The organism is Geomonas diazotrophica (genome assembly GCF_018919385.1).
In the GTDB taxonomy this organism is placed as follows: Bacteria; Desulfobacterota; Desulfuromonadia; order Geobacterales; family Geobacteraceae; genus Geomonas; species Geomonas diazotrophica.
This window is the reverse complement of record NZ_JAHLMF010000010.1, coordinates 107,854-126,392: the sequence shown is the minus strand read 5'-3', so window position 1 is coordinate 126,392 and position 18,539 is coordinate 107,854. Positions and strand designations below refer to the sequence as shown.

13 protein-coding genes are annotated in these 18,539 nt (G+C 62.1%); 2 read left to right on the top strand and 11 right to left on the bottom strand.

The genetic code is table 11. The features are described from left to right. Positions 1 to 118 precede the first annotated feature (118 nt). Complete coding sequence (locus KOM00_RS12775) at positions 119 to 1,393, bottom strand: OmpP1/FadL family transporter (protein ID WP_216499323.1); 1,275 nt, start codon at positions 1,391 to 1,393, stop codon at positions 119 to 121. 154 nt (positions 1,394 to 1,547) lie between these two features. On the opposite strand from KOM00_RS12775, the gene KOM00_RS12770 reads away from it, so the two are divergent. Further along, positions 1,548 to 2,354: a methyltransferase gene (locus KOM00_RS12770; RefSeq protein WP_216499322.1), complete on the top strand. Its 807-nt coding sequence runs from the start codon at positions 1,548 to 1,550 to the stop codon at positions 2,352 to 2,354. On the opposite strand, the gene KOM00_RS12765 is transcribed toward KOM00_RS12770, so the two are convergent. From KOM00_RS12765 to KOM00_RS12755, 3 genes are all read right to left on the bottom strand, one after another. Next, positions 2,351 to 4,282: an HD domain-containing phosphohydrolase gene (locus KOM00_RS12765; RefSeq protein ID WP_216499321.1), complete on the bottom strand. Its 1,932-nt coding sequence runs from the start codon at positions 4,280 to 4,282 to the stop codon at positions 2,351 to 2,353. The genes KOM00_RS12770 and KOM00_RS12765 overlap by 4 nt on opposite strands. A gap of 9 nt (positions 4,283 to 4,291) precedes the next feature. Further along, on the bottom strand, positions 4,292 to 6,175 hold the full coding sequence (locus KOM00_RS12760) for a PilZ domain-containing protein (RefSeq protein WP_236026931.1): 1,884 nt from the start codon (positions 6,173 to 6,175) through the stop codon (positions 4,292 to 4,294). A gap of 448 nt (positions 6,176 to 6,623) precedes the next feature. Beyond that, complete coding sequence (locus KOM00_RS12755; RefSeq protein WP_216499319.1) at positions 6,624 to 8,747, bottom strand: sensor domain-containing diguanylate cyclase; 2,124 nt, start codon at positions 8,745 to 8,747, stop codon at positions 6,624 to 6,626. A 548-nt stretch (positions 8,748 to 9,295) separates the two neighbouring features. On the opposite strand from KOM00_RS12755, the gene KOM00_RS12750 reads away from it, so the two are divergent. Next, a complete protein-coding gene (locus tag KOM00_RS12750) occupies positions 9,296 to 11,380 on the top strand; it encodes a sensor histidine kinase (protein WP_216499318.1) in 2,085 nt (694 codons plus the stop codon). Here KOM00_RS12750 and KOM00_RS12745 read toward each other — a convergent pair. The 7 genes from KOM00_RS12745 to infA all read right to left on the bottom strand — a co-directional run bounded on the left by KOM00_RS12745 (position 11,377) and on the right by infA (position 18,471). After that, on the bottom strand, positions 11,377 to 12,756 hold the full coding sequence (locus KOM00_RS12745) for a TatD family hydrolase (protein ID WP_216499317.1): 1,380 nt from the start codon (positions 12,754 to 12,756) through the stop codon (positions 11,377 to 11,379). The genes KOM00_RS12750 and KOM00_RS12745 overlap by 4 nt on opposite strands. Before the next feature lie 297 nt (positions 12,757 to 13,053). Further along, on the bottom strand, positions 13,054 to 14,415 hold the full coding sequence (bioA, locus tag KOM00_RS12740; protein ID WP_216499316.1) for an adenosylmethionine--8-amino-7-oxononanoate transaminase: 1,362 nt from the start codon (positions 14,413 to 14,415) through the stop codon (positions 13,054 to 13,056). A gap of 127 nt (positions 14,416 to 14,542) precedes the next feature. Then, a complete protein-coding gene (gene bioD / locus KOM00_RS12735; protein ID WP_216499315.1) occupies positions 14,543 to 15,262 on the bottom strand; it encodes a dethiobiotin synthase in 720 nt (239 codons plus the stop codon). Between the two features lie 174 nt (positions 15,263 to 15,436). After that, the gene (bioB, locus tag KOM00_RS12730) at positions 15,437 to 16,423 is read right to left on the bottom strand and encodes a biotin synthase BioB (protein WP_216499314.1); all 987 of its coding nucleotides are present in this window, start codon (positions 16,421 to 16,423) and stop codon (positions 15,437 to 15,439) included. Positions 16,424 to 16,614: 191 nt separating this feature from the next. Next, positions 16,615 to 17,526, bottom strand: a complete 912-nt coding sequence (gene epmA, locus KOM00_RS12725) for an EF-P lysine aminoacylase EpmA (RefSeq protein WP_216499313.1) — start codon at positions 17,524 to 17,526, stop codon at positions 16,615 to 16,617. A 3-nt stretch (positions 17,527 to 17,529) separates the two neighbouring features. Then, positions 17,530 to 18,093: an elongation factor P gene (gene efp / locus KOM00_RS12720; protein WP_216499312.1), complete on the bottom strand. Its 564-nt coding sequence runs from the start codon at positions 18,091 to 18,093 to the stop codon at positions 17,530 to 17,532. Positions 18,094 to 18,252: 159 nt separating this feature from the next. Beyond that, complete coding sequence (gene infA / locus KOM00_RS12715) at positions 18,253 to 18,471, bottom strand: translation initiation factor IF-1 (RefSeq protein WP_012530490.1); 219 nt, start codon at positions 18,469 to 18,471, stop codon at positions 18,253 to 18,255. Between the last annotated feature and the right edge of the window lie 68 nt (positions 18,472 to 18,539).

The following is an 18,539-nucleotide window of genomic DNA, read 5'->3' as shown; positions in this document are numbered from 1 at the left end:
GAGGGGATGTTGTCAGTACGGACCCAGGGGACCGGCTCCGACGGCGCCTGTCACGATATGAAAAAAGGCCTCTCCCTGCTGGGAAGAGGCCTTTTTTTCATGCGGTATGACCGGCGGGCTAGAACTTGTACCCCAGCGAGAGGGCGACCAGGTGCGCGTCGCTTTGGTACTTGCCGTTGGCCGAGGTGGCCGCGATGCCGGGAAGCCCGTAGATGGTGTTGTTCTTGTTACGGTTCTCGTAGTACTGGTAGCCGTAGGCGACGGCGACGGTAAAGGGCTTGAGGTCGACATCGGTGCCGACGCAGAAGACGTGGGTCTTGGCGTCCGGGATGGAGGGGTCGAAGGTGCTGTCGGGCACAGCGCTGTCCCCGTAGACGTAGCCGGCCAGCAGCGCGACCCTGGGGTCGACTTGGTACCTCCCCCCCAGGTTGAGCCCCCAGTTGTCCTTCCAGTTTCTCGGGGTGAGAGACGAGTTGCCGTTGTCGAGGCGGATGTTCAGGTTCTTGAACTTGGACCACCCCTCCCAGCGCACGCCCGCCTCCAGGGTCAGCTTGTCGATTCCCTTGAAGGCGACGCCTGCGGTGAACTGCGGCGGGAGGGTGAGGTCGGTCTTCCCGCCGCTGTTCAGGACGGTGACCGGCGGCGCCAGCGGGGCGGGGCTGGCAAAAACGGCGTCACCCGATACGTCGACGTAGACCTGGCTGCGGTACGAGGCGCCGACGGTCAGGTGCTCGCAAGGGTCCCAGGCGGCTGCCACGTTGAATCCGACGCCGGTGCCGTCTCCCTTGAACTTCTGGTTGATGTCGGTGCCCGGGGCGTACCCGAGCAAAGGGGTGAGCGCGGCAGAGGGGATCTTGCGCTGCAGCGTCGCGTCGAGCAGCACCACGTCGACCCCGGCGGCAAGGCTCAGCGACGGGAGCACGCGGTAGGAAAGTACCGGGTTGATGTCGAAGGTCTTCAGGTCGGACCTGGTGGCGATGTAGCGGCCGTCCCAGTTGTCGGCCCACTTGGTGCCCAGGCCGAAGGGGTTGAAGATCCCGACACCCGCGCTCACCTGGTCGTTGAACTTGTGGGTGACGTAGAGGTGGCTCGGGAAGAAGAGCGAATCGTCGGAGGACGGATTGCCGCCGATGGAGCTCGCGTACTCGCGGGAGGAGAATATGGCGGTGGTGCCTACCAGCAGCTGGGTCCCGTCGAGCCGGTTCATTAGGGCCGGGTTGTAAAAGATGGTGCTGGCGTCGCTGGCGTGCGCGGTCACCGCGTTACCCTGGCCCAGGGCGCTGGCCCCGTGGGTGAAAACGGCGTAACCGGCGGCATGCGCCGAGGGAGCACCGGCTCCCAACGAGACCGCCGAGGCCAAAAGCCCCGCGATCAGACCCTTCCTGTAGTTCATAGACCCTCCTGGAATTGAAGTAGGATTTTCATTTGTGTCGTATGCGACGTTGACGAATGGCCTCGCCAACGGGTAACATGGCGGTCGTGGTTGACTCCGCCAAGGGGTTTGTGTTAAAAGCCCAGTCATTCAAATCGGTTAACGGGAGCAGTTGATGCAGTCAGAAAGACGGTACCTTATGGAGCACGCCGGAGAATCCCTTCGGCTCGACATGAAGACAGACAACGCTGTGACCGAGAAGCAGGCGCGCTGGGCCGGCCTCACGCCGGGCATGAGTGTCATCGATATCGGCTGCGGCCCCGGCAAAACGACCAGCATGCTCGGGGAACTGGTGCAGCCGGGAGGTCGGGCCGTGGGGGTCGACCTGTCCGAGCAGCGGCTTGCCTTTGCCCGCCAGCACTACGGTTCCAGCACGGTAAGCTTCGAGCGCTGCGACCTGTACCAGCCGCTCGCCGGGGTGGGTCAGTTCGACTTCGCCTGGTGCAGGTTCGTCCTCGAGTACCACCTCTCCCACTGCTTCGAGCTGGTACGCAACATCTCGGCGGCGCTGAAGCCGGGGGGGATACTCTGCCTGATCGACCTCGATCACAACTGCCTCAGCCATTTCGGCCAATCCCCGCGCATGGAGCGTGCCGTGGCCGCCACCATCAAGAGCCTGGAAGAAAACGACAACTTCGACCCCTACGTCGGGAGGAAGCTGTACTCCTTTCTCTACGACCTCGGCTTCCAGGACATCGACGTGAAGGTCGAGGCGCACCACCAGATCTTCGGGGAACTGAAAGAGGTTGACGAATTCAACTGGACCAAGAAGGTCGAGGTGGCCGCCAAGAGGTCGGGCTACGGCTTCGACGAGTACGAGGGGGGGTACGAGGAGTTTTTGAGCGAGTTCCGCGCCTTCTTCGCCAATCCCCGCCGCTTCACCTACACACCGATCATCTCCTGCCGCGGGCGCAAGCCCTAGGCCTCGTGCAGCGCCGCCGGGGGGCTCTCCTCCGCGGCCCGCAGGCGGCAGGTGATCAGCGCCTCGACGATGTTGCTGTCGAAATGGTTCCCAGCCCCTTCCCTGAGCAGGCGGAAGGCCTCCTCGACCCGCATCGGGGCGCGGTAGTGGCGCTGCGAGGTCACCGCCTCGTAGAAGTCCGCCACCGCGATGATCTTCGCCCCCAGCGGTATGTCCTTCCCTTTTAATCCCTTCGGGTAGCCGGAGCCGTCGACCTTTTCATGGTGTGCGCCGGCGATCTCCGGCACTGCCCGGTAAATCCCCTCGAAATTGACCTGCTCCAGGATGTCGCGGGTCTTGTGGCAGTGGGTCTTGACGATCTCGTACTCGAGGTCGGACAGCCTGCCGTTTTTCTTCAGTATGGCATCGGGAACCCCGATCTTGCCGTAGTCGTGCAGAAGCGCCGCCACCCTGATCATCTCCCGCTCGGCGCGGGGGAGTCCCAGTTCCTCGCAGATCTCGTCCGAGTACTCGGTCACCTTCTCGGAGTGGCCGGCGGTGAGCGGGTCCCGGGCGTCGATCGACGCCGCCATGACCTTCAAAAACGAGCTGAACTGGTTCGACTTCGCCTCGTGCAGCTTCGCGTTGCGCATGCTGATGCCGATAACGGGGGCGATCCCCATCAGCAGGGACACGTCGCTTTGCACCAGCGGCCGCTTCGATTTCAGGTTGTCGACGGCGATGATCCCCAGCGATTCACCCTCGCAGATGATCGGGCAGCAGATGAAGGTCTGGGAGAGGAGCTGCTTGGCGAAGTTCTGGCTCTTGCCGGACAGGTTCCCCTCGATGTCCTTGACGTCAGCGACCAGGAAGGGGCGCTGCTCCCGGAAGGAGATCACGAAGACACCCTTGGAGTCGGGGCGGTCCAGGTGGAAGGTGGTCTTGCCCAGAAAGGCCAGCTGTTCGTCGTGGTAGCCAAATCCCGCCTGGAAGACCAGCCTCGACTTGTCCGGATTGCTGAGCAGGATGAGGCCGCGGCTGTAATCGAGGCGCTTTTCCAGGATCTGGATCACGCTGGAGAGGATCTCCTTCACCTCGGTCTGCCTGCTGATCACCTGGCCGATCTCGTTGGTGACCAGGGCGTTGTTGTAGTTGATCTCCATCCGCTTGAACAGGTTGTCGGTCAGGTCCTTGAGGCTTTTCTGGCTGGTGAGCAGGGCGCTCTTTTCGCTGCGCAGCGAGCAGATCTTGATGGCCATGAGCAGGACCAGCGCCCAGGGCGCCACCAGGTAGATGGTCTTCATCTGATCGGCCTTGTAGCAAAAGGCGATGATGATGAAGACGGCGATGGCGGCGTAGTTCCGGGTGAACTGCCAGAAGCCGGCGTTGGTCTGTTCCCAGGTGACGATGTAGCGGCAGACCGGGTCGCCGTTGAACATGCACTCGGGGTGTTCGATGCGGGGGAGCCTTGGTTGGAAGAGGTTGGCGACCGCCTCGAAGAACCCCATCCGGTTCTGGCACTGGTACTGTTCTTCTTGCGTGCCGGGCCTGGGGGTGACCGTGATCTCGTAGCTGTTGCCGCTGAGCTGCTTCGAGGTGTAGACCGAGGACCTGACGAAGTTGCTGTTGACCGTGTCGCCTATGAGGCTGTAGGCGCGTGCCGGACCTACGAGCCCGAGGAAGTACTGCCTGAGGATCCCCATCGCTTCCGGGGACGCCGCGTACCTGCCTGCCTCGCGCGCTATGTTCTCGTTGCCGGTCAGCTTGAGCAACCGCTCGTAGAAGAGGTTGACCTGCTCCTGGGTGAACCAGTGACCCTGGTCGGCAACCTCCAGCGGTGTCATGTTGGCGTAGCTCAGCAAGTCGCCGATGTTGACGAAGTTGTACTTGCTCTTGATGAGCTTTATGTACGTGTCGATAATGCTGCTGTTGTATAGCGGTGTGCTCATCTCGTAGCCCTAGGTACCGTTTGCCGCCGTCCCGTGCGTCTTTTTGCTTTTGTTTCGGCTATGGAGGTCGCCTAGGAACTTGATGAAGTTGGAGGTCTGCGTCTGGGCGTTGAAGGCCCACAGGGTGTACTTCCTCTCGAAGGGGAGGTTGGTGGCCTCGGCGTAGCTTTCCGGGTACACCATCACCGGTATGTCGTTTTGCTGGTACTTGTGCGTGATGATGGAGAGGGCTATGAACAGGATCTCCTTGGGGAACTGTTCCTGGTCCAGCACCAGCACCTTGACGCAGTTGGTGAGGTCGGAGAGGTTGAGGCCGACGTCGGAGACGTTGATCATAACCACCGCCTTCACTACTCCGTTGCGCTTCAGGGTGTAGTGGTGGCGCTGCAGCGAGAAACCCGCCTGCTGGTAATCGTGCGACAAATCGTTGCAGTCGCTCATGCCCGGCTCCAGGTCGAGGGCGTTCAGCATCAAGCCGCCGCAGTGCTGCTCGTAGAACGCCTCGAGCTCCAGCAGGTCCTCGCGGGTGGTGCGGGTGAGACTCCAGGGGCCGGCGAAATTCCAGTTGTCGGAGAAGGTGCGCTGGTAGTGGAAGTAGACGAAGGTGTCGGTCGAGCAGCCCTTCTTGTCGTCCAGATGCTTCTCGAATCCGCCGAAGATGCGGGCGGGGAACCTGTTCTCCGGCTTGTAGTAGCAGATCAGGTAGTCCATGTGGGACGACTTCAGGTTGTAGGAGTCGTTGATCGAGTTGGAAAGGTGGTCGAGGACAATCAGCCCGGCCTGGTTCGACTCGGACTTGTTGGCCGCGTGGTGATGCACGAGCCAGGTCCCCTGGTAAAAGCGCAGCATCGCCAGGTGCCCCAGGATGTTGCCGTGCTCCTGGTAGATGAAATGCCGCGCGATGCCGGGGTTTTCCGTGTAGAGCCTCTTGTAGGTCTCCTTGAGGTGGGTCTTGTTTACCTGCACGAAGTGGTACTTCTCCGGGTAGATGAAGCCTGTGTCGAAGAAGAATTGCCACAGGTCGTCAAGGTCCACCTGGGTGCTCACGTAGGAGTGCCTGTTCTTGGCGAGATAGAGAAGCGACAGCAGGCTTACGTGGTCCCTGATGTCCATGTCCAAAAAGCACAGGCCGCACTTCACCACGGGCGCCTTCTCCTGCTTGGAGGCGTCGTCGCGGTAGATGACCTGGGCGGAGCACTTGGTGGCGAAGCTGTTGCCGATGCGCAGCTCGAGCTCGGGGAGGATCATGCCGGGGAGGAGCACGCTCGACTCCACGTCCTCACAGACCGAGAAGCCGGAGCCGGAGATGTCCAGCACCTTGAGGTCGACGTTTTTCTGGCTCAAGGGGTGCCTGAACACGGCGTTGGGGAGGGGGAGCAGTTCGTGCCGGCAGCTGCGGATTTCCTTCGCCTTGAAGCGCTGCATGCGTCCCTGCAACGGCTCAAGCAGGTAGATCCTGTCCCTGTGCCCGAGGGTCTGCGACGTGATGCGGCACTCGGCGGAGTACAGGGTCGTGCTGTCGTTAGTCAACACCACCTGAAGCGGCGCTTCGCTGTTTATCCAATTGAAGGTGCGGCTGCCGTCGCCCTGGACCTGGATCCTGAAGGAGATGGCGCTGAAATCGATGAGGGTTCCCTGGAAACGGGCCCCGTTTTGGAAAAGCTCCGCGGAGACACCCTGGCACGGGTGGCGCCGGGACTTGCGGTAGTTGACCTCGATGCACTTCTCGGGAAGAAGGAAGACGGCGCCTTCGTCGCTGATGCTGATCAGTTCCGGTGTCGCCGTGATCATGCGGTGGCCGCTGACCACGAAGATGCTCTCGAAGGCACAACCGTTGGTGGTCGCGTTGATCGAGTCGACCGAGACCCAGCGGCATTCGAGCTTGTTTTTCAAACAGGGGAGGGGAACCGCTTCGACCGTTACCGTTCGGGGGTATTTTGTGTGCCGGAAATTGACAAGGATGGAGTCTTCTTGGAAGTTGACGAAATTAAGTTTGTTGATCAGCTTATTGAGCCCGACCTCCTTTTCGGATCCGGGAGAAAACTCTATTACAGTGTCGGGCCGGGCAAATTGTAAAATCTTGCTGGCGTCTTTCATCACTACCTCATGGCCGCCTTGATGACGACTGGAGAAACTATTGGCTGTGGCGTTTTATCAGTGGGCCAATGTTCTCAGTGGGACGCAAAGCGTCCATCGGCTACGCGTAGCGATTATTAGCATGATTCGGATAGTTTTTCACTATTAAAACGATGTGTGACTGAAGAAAAAATATGGTGTCCGGGTGTGAAAGGTGAGGTCGGGATATGGTTCGGCCGGGGAAGGGGAGACGCCGCCGCGATCTTCAGCTTTTCGACTGCAGCGAGGCTTCCAAATACGTGTTGAAATCCAGGGTCTTAGCGAGGTTGCTCTGGGTCTGCACCGGGCGCGGTTCCGGTGCCTCGTGCTTCGATTCTGCCGACTGCGAGGAGGTGCGCGCGGCAACGATCCTGTTGCGCCCGCGCGCCTTCGCCTCGTAAAGGGCGATGTCGGAGGCGTGCACCAGGTCGTTGAAGGTCCTGCCGTCCTCGGGGAAGGAGGCCACGCCCAGGCTCGCGGTGAGGCGCCTGAGGGGGATGTCGCTCTCTCCGGGGAAGCGCTTGCTCTCGATCTCGAAACGGATCCTCTCCGCCACGATCATCGCCTCCGCCTTGGAGGTTCCCGGCAGCACGGCGCAGAACTCCTCGCCGCCGTAGCGCGCAACGATGTCCATCTCGCGCAGCGAATCCTTGATGATGTCGGCGGTGAGCTTGAGCGCCTCGTCACCGGCTAGGTGCCCGCAGAGGTCGTTGTAGCTCTTGAAGAAATCGAGGTCGATGAAGATGACGGTGAGGTTCAGCCCCTGGCGTATGCTCCGGTTCAGCTCCTCCTCCAGCCTGCTCTTCAGGAAGCGGCGGTTGTAAAGGCCGGTGAGGGGGTCGGTGACGGAGAGCTGCTCGAAGCGTTCCGACTCCTCCAGCACCTCGGTGCGCTCGATCATGAGGGAGGCGAGGTTGGCGAAGGAGGTGAGCAGCTGCAGGTCGGAGTGGGTGAACGGGCGCAGGTTCTTCTTGTCGGAGAGGTTCAGCACCCCGATCACCTTCTCCTTCAGCTTGAGCGGGATACAGATGAGCGACTTCGACTTGAAGCGGAGCCTGTTGGCCATGGCGACCCTGCTGTCCTTTTCGACGTCGTTGACCAGCAGCGGCTGCCCGGTCTTGGCGACCATGCCGGCGATCCCCTTGCCGACCTTGAGCTGCAGGCAGCGGGCTATGTTGAGCGTCATGCCGAGGGTGAATACGATCTGCATCCCGACACCGTCCTTGTCGATCAGCATGATGGACCCCTGGGTCGCCTCGATGAGATCGGAAGCGATCTTCAGTATGGACTCGTAAAGCAGGTCCTTGCTGTCGATCTGCAGGAGCGTGTCGGTGAGCGACATGAGCCGTTCGGAAAGGGCGTTCTCCTTGCTGCGGGTGGCGTCCTTGACGATAACCGAGAGCTTGCCGGCCATGGCGCCGGCGAGCATGGAGATGAGCAGCGCGGCGTTGGGGAGGATGTCGGTATCGAAGATGGCCAGGAAACCGAGCCGCTCTCCCTGTGCCTTGAGCGGGAAAACGGTGCAGACGGTGGCCGTCACTTCTGGCAGGGCGGCGCGCATCTTGCCGTCCCAGAGCACGGTCTTCTTCGCCTTGTCCGGCGCCACGAGGAGCTGCAGCGAGTCGCCGTCGATGGTTCCCAACTCCTCGGGAAGTCCCCAGACGCCGGTCACCGGGAAGGACTTTCCTTCGGCGTCGGGGAGGGCGACGGCGATGCGCGCGGCCTGAAACGCGGTGACGATGGTCTCGCAGCAGATGGCGATGCAGGCGGTAACGGTGCCGACCTTGTCCAACCTTTCCAGAGCCTGGGACACGGCGTACAGCGCCTCGTCGCCGACCGCGTCCTGCGGGTGCGCCACAGCCGGGAGCTCCTGCTGCGTGCGCGAGGGGAGCCTGTACAGCTCGACCCTGCGCCTTACCTGCTCGGCGACCTCCTCAACCTCCTCGTAGTTCGCCGTACATAGCGATTCCACGTGAGGAAGCAGCGAAAAGGCATCCCCTCCGTTATGTGCGAGGGATGCCAGCTGCCACAGGTCTATGGACTCCTCGCGGACGCCGTCACCCACCAGGCAGAAATCCTCTCCCGACATGTTGAAGGGGATCAGAAAACCAAAGAAACCGCCGCCATAGCGGCAGACCGAGGGGGTTCCCTCCTCGAAGAACACCTCCATGTCCTCCTCGAAGAAATGCCGCGAGACCTCTCGGCACAGGGGATCCTCGACGAGGGTGGCACAGGACTCGAAACGCCGGGCGGACGCAACGGTGCCGCTACGCCTGCGATATAGCGTAAGGCTGTAGCGCGCCAGCATGGGGAGCTTCTTCAACTCCGTCAGCAGATCCCCAAAAGGCATGTTCGCGATTTCCTGTGTCACAGGGGGGGCTCCAGCTCAAGTCGTAATGTGCCCCGGGGGGCAGGCATCCTTACGTAAAGGATTATTTCTGCACGTTTTGCGCCAAACTTTCATGCGCCGCGGACTGCTGCCGGTGCAGGAGGCCGCTCCCGCACCGACTGGATTATATTTGAATAATTACGGCTTCCTACGACGTCCGCCGCGCGAAATGTTCTCCTTGCTGCTCCGAGACTCCTAACCGGCACCATAGAGGATGGTGCAATGGTAATATCGGGGTTCATAGTAATAAAGTCAGTAATTAGAATCACATTCTAATGTGTTTTTGGACACGGGATATCCTGACGAGCACGCGGGATGCGAGGGGCCGGTTCGCGACGACCTGGTCTGTAACGGCCGTCACGCTAATTTTCGCTGATTAAACCGCCCTTTCCGTCGTGGAAGTTGTGGTCGATCGTGCCCAATATCCGGGAAGGAAGGGGAACAAATTGATTGATTCTCGTCCTGGATGCCGGTAAACTCCAGCGCCATATATGCATGAAAGGTTGCAGATGCCAACGTCCCCGGACTCCCCTCTCTATAACAGCCGAATCTTCGATTCCTATCTCAAGCTGCTTCGTAAAAGGTATCCGAACGTCGATACGCACGCCCTGCTGGCCCACGCCGGCATGAAACGGCACGAGGTGTCCGACCCGGGACATTGGTTCACCCAGCGCCAGGTGAACCGTTTCCACGAAAAGTTGGTGCAGGCCACCGGCGAGCAGGGCATTGCGCGCGAAGCAGGCCGCTACTCCGCTTCTCCCGAGGTCTTGGGCCCGCTGAGGTCGTTCTTTCTCGGCATGATCGGCCCGGAGTACATCTTTTATTTCATCAACAGGATCGCCCCCAGGTTCACCCGTTCCTCCCGCTGCACCGCGCGCAAGACCGGGCCTCGCGAGATCGAGCTCACCGTCGCCTTCAACGAAGGGGTGCAGGAAAACCCGCGCCAGTGCGAAAACAGGGTCGGCTTCTTCGAAGCTGCCTTTTTGCTTTTTGACCACGACTTCCCCGAGATCGAGCATCCCGAGTGCGTCTTCAAGGGGGGGGAGGTCTGCCGCTATCTGATCCGGTGGCGCCCCTCGATGACCAACCGCTTGCTGCTGGCGCAGCGCGTCATTTCGCTGTTCCTGCTCGCCGGGCTCCTTGGCGATCTGTTCTACAATCACACGCTGCTCGGGCCGGCTCTCTTTCTCGGGCTCCTCGCGTACCTTTCCTTCACCCTTTTGAGCCGTAATGTCGAGCGCAAGGCCTTGCTTTCCTCGCTGACCAGCATGCGCGGCTCTAGCGAACGGCTCCTCTCGCAGGTCCAGGAGAACTTCGACCGCGCCCTCGCCATCAACGAGATCGGCCAGGTCATCGCCACCAGGACCGAGCTGGGAGAGATCCTCTCGAGCGTGAACCAGGTCCTGCACAAACGGCTCGGCTACGGCCGGGGTATCGTGGTCCTGCTCGACCCGCAACGTAACACACTGGTTCTACAGGGATGTTTCGGGCTCACCACCGAGGACGAGGAGAGGGTGCGCAGCATCGAGTTCCCTCTGGCCGCAGCGTCCTCCCCGGGGGTGCTGGTCTCCTGTTTCCGTACCCAGCAGCCGGTGCTGGTGGGCGACATCGAGGAAATAAGGGGGCAGGCCGAGCCGGAGAACTACGCCCTGATCAGCGCGCTCGGGGTGCGGTCCTTCATCTGCGCACCGATAGTCTGCGAAGGGGAGGCCCTGGGGGTGCTGGCCGTCGACGATGCCAGCAGGGAAGGGGGGCTGCTGCAAAGCGACTTGAACCTGATACAGGGGATCGCGCCGGTGATCGGGATCAGCGTCCGCAACGCGATGAGGCTTGCCAACGAGCGGAGGTTGTCCGACCAGCTCCGCAAGGCCTCCGAGCACCTGGAACGGCGCGTGGCCGAGCGGACCTCGGAGCTGAGCCAGGCCTACGCCGAGCTCGAGTATCTCTACGACTCCGTCTCGCACGACCTGCGCACCCCGCTCCGTGTCATCTACGGCTACGGGGAGCTGCTGCTGGAGGGGTACGGCGACAAGCTGGACGACCCCGCGAAGGAATACCTGGCCAGCATCATCAAAGGTGGGGAGCGGATGGAGGAGACCCTGGACCGGATGCTCGATTTCTCCGAGGTGAAATCGGCGCTGCCGGCCCTGCAGCCGGTCGACCTGAGCCTCATGGCCCTGCGCATCATGTCCGAACTGAGGATCACGGACCCAAAGCGGGAGGTGTCGCTGGAGATCGAGGACGGTGTGGTGGTTACCGGCGACGAGAAGCTGTTGGCCAGCGTGATGGAAAACCTGTTGGGGAACGCCTGGAAGTACAGCGCCTTGAAAGGCTGCACCAGAATCGCCTTCGGGCAAAACGACGGCATCTGCTACGTAAGGGACAACGGGGAAGGGTTCGACATGGCCCAGGCCGGGAAACTCTTCCTCCCGTTCCAGAAACTGCACGACGGCAGCCGCTTCCGCGGCCACGGGCTGGGGCTGTCCATGGTGCGCCGCATGCTGGAGCGCATGGGCGGCAAGGTGTGGGGGGAGGGGAGGCCCGGCGAGGGGGCGACCTTCTACTTCACCCTCCCGCCAGCCGACACCCGCTAGCCGACCTCCGAGTACTCCCGCTCCCGGAACTCGACCCCGAGGGACAGGGCGAGTTTCCTCACCTGCTCCACGTCCAGCCCTGGCACCGTCACCGCACTCGCCGTGACCTGCGGCACGTGCTTTGGGGCCTCCCTGAGAAAATCGCAGAGGCCGGCGAATCCCGCTGCCCCGAAGGGGGTGTTGCAGAGCCTGTCGTAATCCTCGGCGTTGGCCGCGTTGAGGCTCACCGACAGGGCATCCACCAGCCCTTTCAGCTCCGGAAGGATGTTCCGGCCGTGCACCAGGTTCGCCTGGCCGTCGGTGTTGATCCTCACCCGCAGGCCGCGCCGTTTCAACTCGGCGGCCACTTCCTTGACCAGGTCCAGCCTGATCAAAGGCTCTCCGAACCCGCAGAACACCACCTCGTCGTAACCCGAAGCCGCATCGACGGCGGCGATAACCTCGGCAAAGTTCGGCTCGTGCGAAAGCTTAAGCTCGTGTCCCTTCACCGCGAGTTCCTCGAACTTCGGGCAGAAGGTGCAGCGGTTCGAGCAGCGGTTGGTGATGTTGAGGTAGAGCGAATTGCGGATCTTGTAGGCGATGGTGTCTTCCTGCGTCGCGGCCTGTTCGATCCGGAACAGCCTCCTGGTGTTGAACGAGGTGATGCGGCCGACGTCGTCCGGGGAGAGCCCCTTTACTTCGGCGATCCGCTCCGCCGCGAACCTGACGAAGGCCGGCTCGTTCCTCTTCCCGCGGTGCGGCACCGGGGTGAGGTAGGGGGCGTCGGTCTCCACCATGAGCTTCTCGATCTTCACCCCCCGGACCACCTCCCTGAGCGCCTCGTTGGACGGGTAGGTGACGGTTCCCGGGATGGAGATCATGAAGTTCATCTCGATGCACTCCTTCGCCATGGCCAGGTCGCCGGAAAAGCAGTGCAGCACCCCTCCCACCTCGTTGGCCCTTTCCTCCTTGAGTATGGCGACGATGCGGTCGTGGGCGTCGCGGTCGTGGATGATGAGCGGCAGCGAGAGCTCCCGTGCCATCCTGATGAAGCGGCGGAACACCTCCTCCTGGTCGGTGCGGGGGGAGCGGTCACGGAAGAAATCGAGGCCGACCTCCCCGATGGCGACCACCTTGGGGTTGTTCAGTGCGAGTTCGCGCACGGCCTGGTAGTCCGCCTCGGTCACGCCGGCCGCGTCGTGGGGATGGATCCCGACCGAACAGTAGATGTTCGGACGCGAAGCGGCGAGGGCGACGGCCTCGCGGCTCGACTCAAGGTCCGCGCCGACGGCCATGATGGTGCCGACTCCCGCCTCCCTGGCACGATCCATCATCTCCTCGAAATCCTCAGCGTACTCGCTGCCGTATATGTGGGAATGGCTGTCGATCAGTTCCATGAAGTGCTCCTTGAGGTAATGCCTGCTGTCTGTTTTTTTGCAAAAGGGCGGTCAGCTCCGCCAGTCCCTCTCCACGCGGGAGAGGGTGCCCGCAGGGGGGTGAGGGGGATGCCGTCGGCGGCCTCTGTGCAGGTCGCAACCCCCCCGCCACCGTCCCTCTCCCAACGGAAGAGGGGCAGTGGCGAAGTTCACTATATTACTGGATGAATCTGGGCGATGCCAGAGCTTTTTGCTTCGTCTCCTCCCCAGGGGGGAGGATAGGGACGGGAGGTACACTTTCGGCGTCGCGGGAACCCGCTACTCGGTGACGCTGCGGATGGATGCCTCGATGCCGTCCATGAGCATGGCAAGCTCGTCGAGGGAGATGGAGAGGGGAGGGAATACGACGATCACGTTCCCCAGCGGGCGGAGGGAAAGTCCGTGCTTTCTCGCTTCCAGGCAGACCCGGACTCCGACGCGCTCCTCCCACGGGTACGGGTCGCGGCTGTGCCGGTCGCGGACCAGCTCGATCCCGGCGATCATCCCTTCCTGGCGCACGTCCCCTACGTGGGTCAGTTCCATGAGCCGCTGCAGGCGGTCCTGGAGGTAGTCGATCTTCTCCGGGAGCCGCTCCAGCAGGCGGTCCGTCTCGAAAAGGTCGAGGCTCGCGAGCGCCGCGGCGCAGGCGATGGGGTTGCCGGTGAAGGTGTGGCCGTGGAAGAAGGTTTTGAGCTCGCTGTAGGCGCCCCAGAAGGCGTCGTAGACCTTGCGGGTGGTGAGGGTGGCGGCCAGCGGCAGGTACCCGGCCGAGATCCCCTTGGATATGGCCATGATGTCCGGGGTCACCCCTTCCTTACCGCAGGCGAACATCGCACCGGTGCGGCCGAACCCGACCGCGACCTCGTCCGCGATCATGAGGACGTCGTAGCGGTCGCAGAGTTCCCGCACCCCCTTCACGAAGCCCGGGGGCTGCACGATCATGCCGCCGGCCCCCTGGACCGAGGGCTCGATCACGAGGCCGGCCAGTTCATGGGCGTGCTCCTTCATGAGCCTCTCGAGTTCCTGAAGGCAGAGGAGACCGCAGCTGCGGCAATCCCCCTCCGGGGCAAGGGCGCAGCGGTAGCAGTAGGGGGAGGGCGCCATGATGGTGGGGAAGAGCAGGGGGGCGTAGACCTCGTGGTAGATGGCGATCCCCCCGACGCTCATCGAGCCGACCGTGTCGCCGTGGTATGCGTTATCGAAGCGGATGAACTTCTTCTTCTCGGTGTTGCCGACCTGCTGCTGGTACTGGAAGGCCATCTTCACGCCGATTTCCACGGCGGTGGAGCCGTTGTCGGAGTAGAAGACCTTGGCCAGTCCCTGGGGCGCGATGTCTATCAATCGCTTGGCAAGGAGTGCGGCGCGGTCGTTGGAGAGCCCCAGGAGGGTCGAGTGCTCCAGCCGGTCCACCTGCTCCTTCACCGCCTCGTTGATCTCCTTGCGGCAGTGCCCGTGCACGTTGGTCCAGATGGCGGCCACCCCGTCGAGATAGCGGTTCCCCTCTGAGTCGATGATGTAGGAGCCTTCCCCCCTGGTGATGACGATATTCTCCGCGTTTTCCCACTCGCTCATCTGGGTGAAGGGGTGCCAGAGGTATTCGCTGTCGTAGCGTCTGAGCGTTTCGGTATCGAGTTCGATCACGTGTTCCTCCCGAAAAAAGAGCCAGCGCCGTGCCTTTTCAGGCCTCTCAAGCGGTGGCGCAAGTAACGATGCGAGTGTCCAGAAAGGACCTCACCCGTCGACGTAGAACGTAGAGCGGCTTCCAGGTTTATTCGAACATCTCTCTCAGCATGATCCCTGTGGCCGGCATCTGCAGCAGCCGGTCGGCCAGCTTGGTGACCAGGTCGCGCTCGTTTTGCGCCTCGATGTCGGGGAAGAGGCCGAGGAGCTGCGCCCCGGAGAGAGAGTCTATCATGTGCGGAGCGTAGGATTCGGCCTGGTCGGGGGTGTCGGGGTAGCGGTTGACGATGACCCCTTTCACTTTGAGCCCCAGCGTGCGCGCCGTGAAGGTGGTGAGCAGGGTGTGGTTGATGGTCCCCAGGTTCGGGCGCGCCACCACGGCGACGGGAAGGCCGAGATGCAGGGCGAGGTCGGCCACCAGCAGCCCGCCTGCCAGGGGAACCATCAATCCGCCCGCCCCTTCCACGATGACGAAGTCGTACTGCGCGGCGAGCCTCTGGTAGGCCTCCTTGATGACGTCGAAGCTGATGCGGACGCCGTCCTGGGTGGCGGAGACGGAAGGCGCGAGAGGCGCCCTGAGCAGGTAGGGTGCGGCGTCCTGCGTGACCGGGACCCCCGCGGCGAAGGCGAGCAGTTCGGCGTCTTCGGAGACGAGGGCGCCCTCGGCCTCGATGCAGCCGCTGGTTACCGGCTTCATGATCCCGACGCTGTGTCCCATCTTCCTGAGCAGCATGGCGATGGTCGCAGACGCGATGGTTTTTCCCACACCCGTGTCGGTGCCGGTGATGAAGATGCTTTTGGCTGGCATGCTGTTTCCTTTCGATGCGTTATGTCCACTGCAGGGGCGAATGATCATCCGCCCCCCCTCGGCGGCGCCACCACGGCAATTGTCGCAACCGGAGCAGCCGGGGCACTGGCAGCCGGGCAAATGATCATTTGCCCCTACAGGTAGCGTCATCAGTCCCCTGAATGGCAGGTGATTTTAATGCGCGCACATCACGGTGGTGAGGCCTAAGTCGCCGAACATGGTCAGGTCGGTGTCGACGTTGCGCCCCGCGGTGGTGAGGTAGTTGCCGATCATGGTGCCGTTCGCGCCGGCGAAGAATATCCAGGACTGCAGGTCGCGCAGGTTCTTTTCCCGTCCGCCGCAGATGGTGATCCTCTTGCCCGGCAGGATCAGGCGGTAGATGGCGATGGTCTTCAGGCACTCCTGTGCGGAGATGTTGCTCGCGCCCTCGAGCCTGGTTCCCTCGATCGGGTTCAGGAAGTTCATCGGCACCGAGTCGACGTCGAGCTCCTTCAGGGTGAAGGCCATCTCCACGCGCTGCGCGGCGCTCTCGCCCATCCCGAAGATGCCCCCCGAGCAGATCTTTACGCCGGCCTTTTTCACCGCTCGAACCGTGTCCACGTCTTCCTGGTATGCATGGGTGGTGCAGATGTTGGGGAAGAAGCTCTCCGCTGTCTCGAGGTTGTGGTGGTAGGTGTCCATCCCCGCGTCCTTGAGCTTCCGCGCGGTCTCCTCGTCGATGATGCCGAGGGAGCAGGAGGGGAGGATGGTGGTTTCCTTGCGGATGCGACGCAGGGCTGCGAGGATCTGCTCCAGTTCCTGCCCCTTCACCGTGGTACCGCTGGTGATGATGCCGAAACAGGCGCTGCCGTTGGTCTCGGCGGCCTTGGCGCATTCCACCATCTGCTCCTCCTGGACCAGCGGGTAAACCGGCGCGTCGGTCGTATGGTGGGCGGACTGGGCGCAGAAGGCGCAGTTCTCCGCGCAGCGGCCGGACTTGGCGTTGATGATGGAGCAAAGGTGCACCTCGTTGCCTACGAAGTGCTCCTTGACGCGGGTGGCGGCGCGGAACAGGTCGAAGAGCTCGGAGCCCTGCGCGTCCGAGAGACGAACGGCCTCTTCGGGGGTGATGGATTCGCCTGCGATGATTCTTTCTGCTATTTCAGAGATGATTTTTTCCATGAGATCCTCCAGCGGGTCATTTAGCACGCAGAAGCGGAGGTTGTCAACCACTTCAGAAAGATTGGTTGACGATTGACGAGAGGAAGCGCCGGATGCATCCTATTGGGCGGTGAGATGGAGCAGTCCAGCCCAAGGGTTACAGGGGCGGGGCGGGAGGTGACAGGGGGTGCTGCACTGCCCGAGGTGGCGACCTAAAGCTCTTCGGTGGTGAAGGCCACGACGTCGTCTATGCTCTCCGCGTCGAGCAGCACCATGACCAGGCGATCGAGTCCCAGGGCGATGCCTGCTGCTTCCGGCATCTCGGCCAGGGCGGCCAGGAACTTTTCGGGGACGGGGTAGCCGTGTTTGCCGTGGCGGGCTCGCTCGGCGGCCTCCGCCTCGAACCTCGCGCGCTGCTCGACGGGGTCGATCAGTTCGGAGAAGGCGTTGGCGATCTCCAGGCCGCCCAGGTAGAGCTCGAAGCGCTCGGCTACGGTGGGGTCGTCGGCCCTGAGGCGGGCCAGGGCGGAACAACTGGCCGGGTAATCGTAGATGAAGGTGGGGCGACCGATGCCGAGCCTCGGTTCGATCCTGTCGACCATCAGCTCGTCGAAGGTCCCCGCGGCCAGGGCCGCTTCGGCGGTGGTGCCGGCGTAGCGCAGGAAGGCGTCGCGAACCGTGATCCGCTCCCATGGGTTGGAGAGGTCGATCTCGACGCCGCGATAGGTGATGGTGTCCGCTCCGGACGCAGCCCTGATCAGCTCCTCGGTCTCGTCCATCAGCACGCGATAGTCGGCTTGGGCCCGGTACCACTCGAGCATGGTGAACTCGCTCAGGTGGCGGGTGCCGCGCTCGCCGTCGCGCCAGCAGCGGCAGATCTGGAAGATGCGGGGGTAGCCTGCGGCCAAAAGCCGCTTCATGCAGAGTTCGGGCGAGGTCTGCAGGAACCAGCCGTCGCTGGGTATGGCGTCGATCTGCGCCTCGGGGGCGGGAGCGGGTATGCGAAAAGGGGTCTCGACTTCGAGATACCCCTTTTCATGGAAAAACATCCTGATCCTGGCGAAGATCGCGCCACGCTGGGCCAGGGCTTGGGAGCGCCTGGCCAGTGGCCAACTTCCCGACATGACTTACCCCTTGACCCTGGTGGAGTACTCGCCGGTGCGGGTGTCGATGGTGATCAGCTCGCCTTCCTCGATGAACGGCGGAACGCGCAGGACGTAGCCGGTCTCGACGGTGGCGGGCTTGGAGTCGCTGCCGGAGGTGTCCCCCTTGACCCAGGGGTCGGTCTGCACGACGCGCAGGTTGACGAAGTTCGGAACGTCTACGCCGATTGCCTTCTCCCTGAACAGGAGCACGTCCACCTGGAGGTTGTCGATCAGGTAGTTCTTGGCGTCGCCCATGGCGTCTTCGCTGATGTGGATCTGCTCGAAGGTGCTGTTGTCCATGAAGCAGTAGTGATCGTCTTCCTTGTAGAGGTACTGCATCACGCGGTCTTCAAGGCTGGCAGGCTCGAAGGTCTCGCCGGAGCGGTAGGTGCGGTCCAGGGTGGAGCCGGTGATCATGTTCTTCATCTTGGTGCGGTAAAGGGCCTGCCCTTTGCCCGGCTTGGCGAAGTCAAAGTGGGTGATGATGTAAGGCTCGTTGTCGATGGTGATCTTCAAGCCTTTTCTCAGATCGGCTGCAGTGTACATTGCTCTTCCTCTTCTTACTGTGGGATTGAATAAAGGTTCAGTACGCTGCGCGCGGGGGCACGCAGCTAAACCGGTATTGGGTCCTATGTTATCCGTATGTGCCTTGCAGCGATGCTGAGGGTGGCAGGGACAGACGCCGGTGACGTACGGGGGAAGGGTTTATTTTGCGCGATAGGTGATGCGGCCGCGGCTGAGGTCGTAGGGAGAGAGCTCTACGGTGACCTTGTCGCCAGGCAGGATCTTGATGAAAAACTTCCTCATCTTGCCGGAGATGTGCGCCAGCACCATGTGGTCGTTTTCCAGCTTCACCTTGAACATCGCGTTGGGAAGCGGCTCAATGACCGTCCCTTCTACTTCGATTGCTTCTTCCTTGCTCATTTTTGCTCCTGGGAGTTTGTGGCATCTTTTAACAATCTGTGAGTCTACAAATTTTTCCTGCAAAAAGC

Excerpts from the sequence above, each read along its gene's own strand:
- KOM00_RS12775 (WP_216499323.1), bottom strand. The coding sequence starts at position 1,393 with ATGAACTACAGGAAGGGTCTGATCGCGGGGCTTTTGGCCTCGGCGGTC.
- KOM00_RS12770 (WP_216499322.1), top strand. The coding sequence starts at position 1,548 with ATGCAGTCAGAAAGACGGTACCTTATGGAGCACGCCGGAGAATCCCTT.
- KOM00_RS12765 (WP_216499321.1), bottom strand. The coding sequence starts at position 4,282 with ATGAGCACACCGCTATACAACAGCAGCATTATCGACACGTACATAAAG.
- KOM00_RS12755 (WP_216499319.1), bottom strand. The coding sequence starts at position 8,747 with ATGCCTTTTGGGGATCTGCTGACGGAGTTGAAGAAGCTCCCCATGCTG.
- KOM00_RS12750 (WP_216499318.1), top strand. The coding sequence starts at position 9,296 with ATGCCAACGTCCCCGGACTCCCCTCTCTATAACAGCCGAATCTTCGAT.
- KOM00_RS12745 (WP_216499317.1), bottom strand. The coding sequence starts at position 12,756 with ATGGAACTGATCGACAGCCATTCCCACATATACGGCAGCGAGTACGCT.
- bioD (WP_216499315.1), bottom strand. The coding sequence starts at position 15,262 with ATGCCAGCCAAAAGCATCTTCATCACCGGCACCGACACGGGTGTGGGA.
- bioB (WP_216499314.1), bottom strand. The coding sequence starts at position 16,423 with ATGGAAAAAATCATCTCTGAAATAGCAGAAAGAATCATCGCAGGCGAA.
- epmA (WP_216499313.1), bottom strand. The coding sequence starts at position 17,526 with ATGTCGGGAAGTTGGCCACTGGCCAGGCGCTCCCAAGCCCTGGCCCAG.
- efp (WP_216499312.1), bottom strand. The coding sequence starts at position 18,093 with ATGTACACTGCAGCCGATCTGAGAAAAGGCTTGAAGATCACCATCGAC.
- infA (WP_012530490.1), bottom strand. The coding sequence starts at position 18,471 with ATGAGCAAGGAAGAAGCAATCGAAGTAGAAGGGACGGTCATTGAGCCG.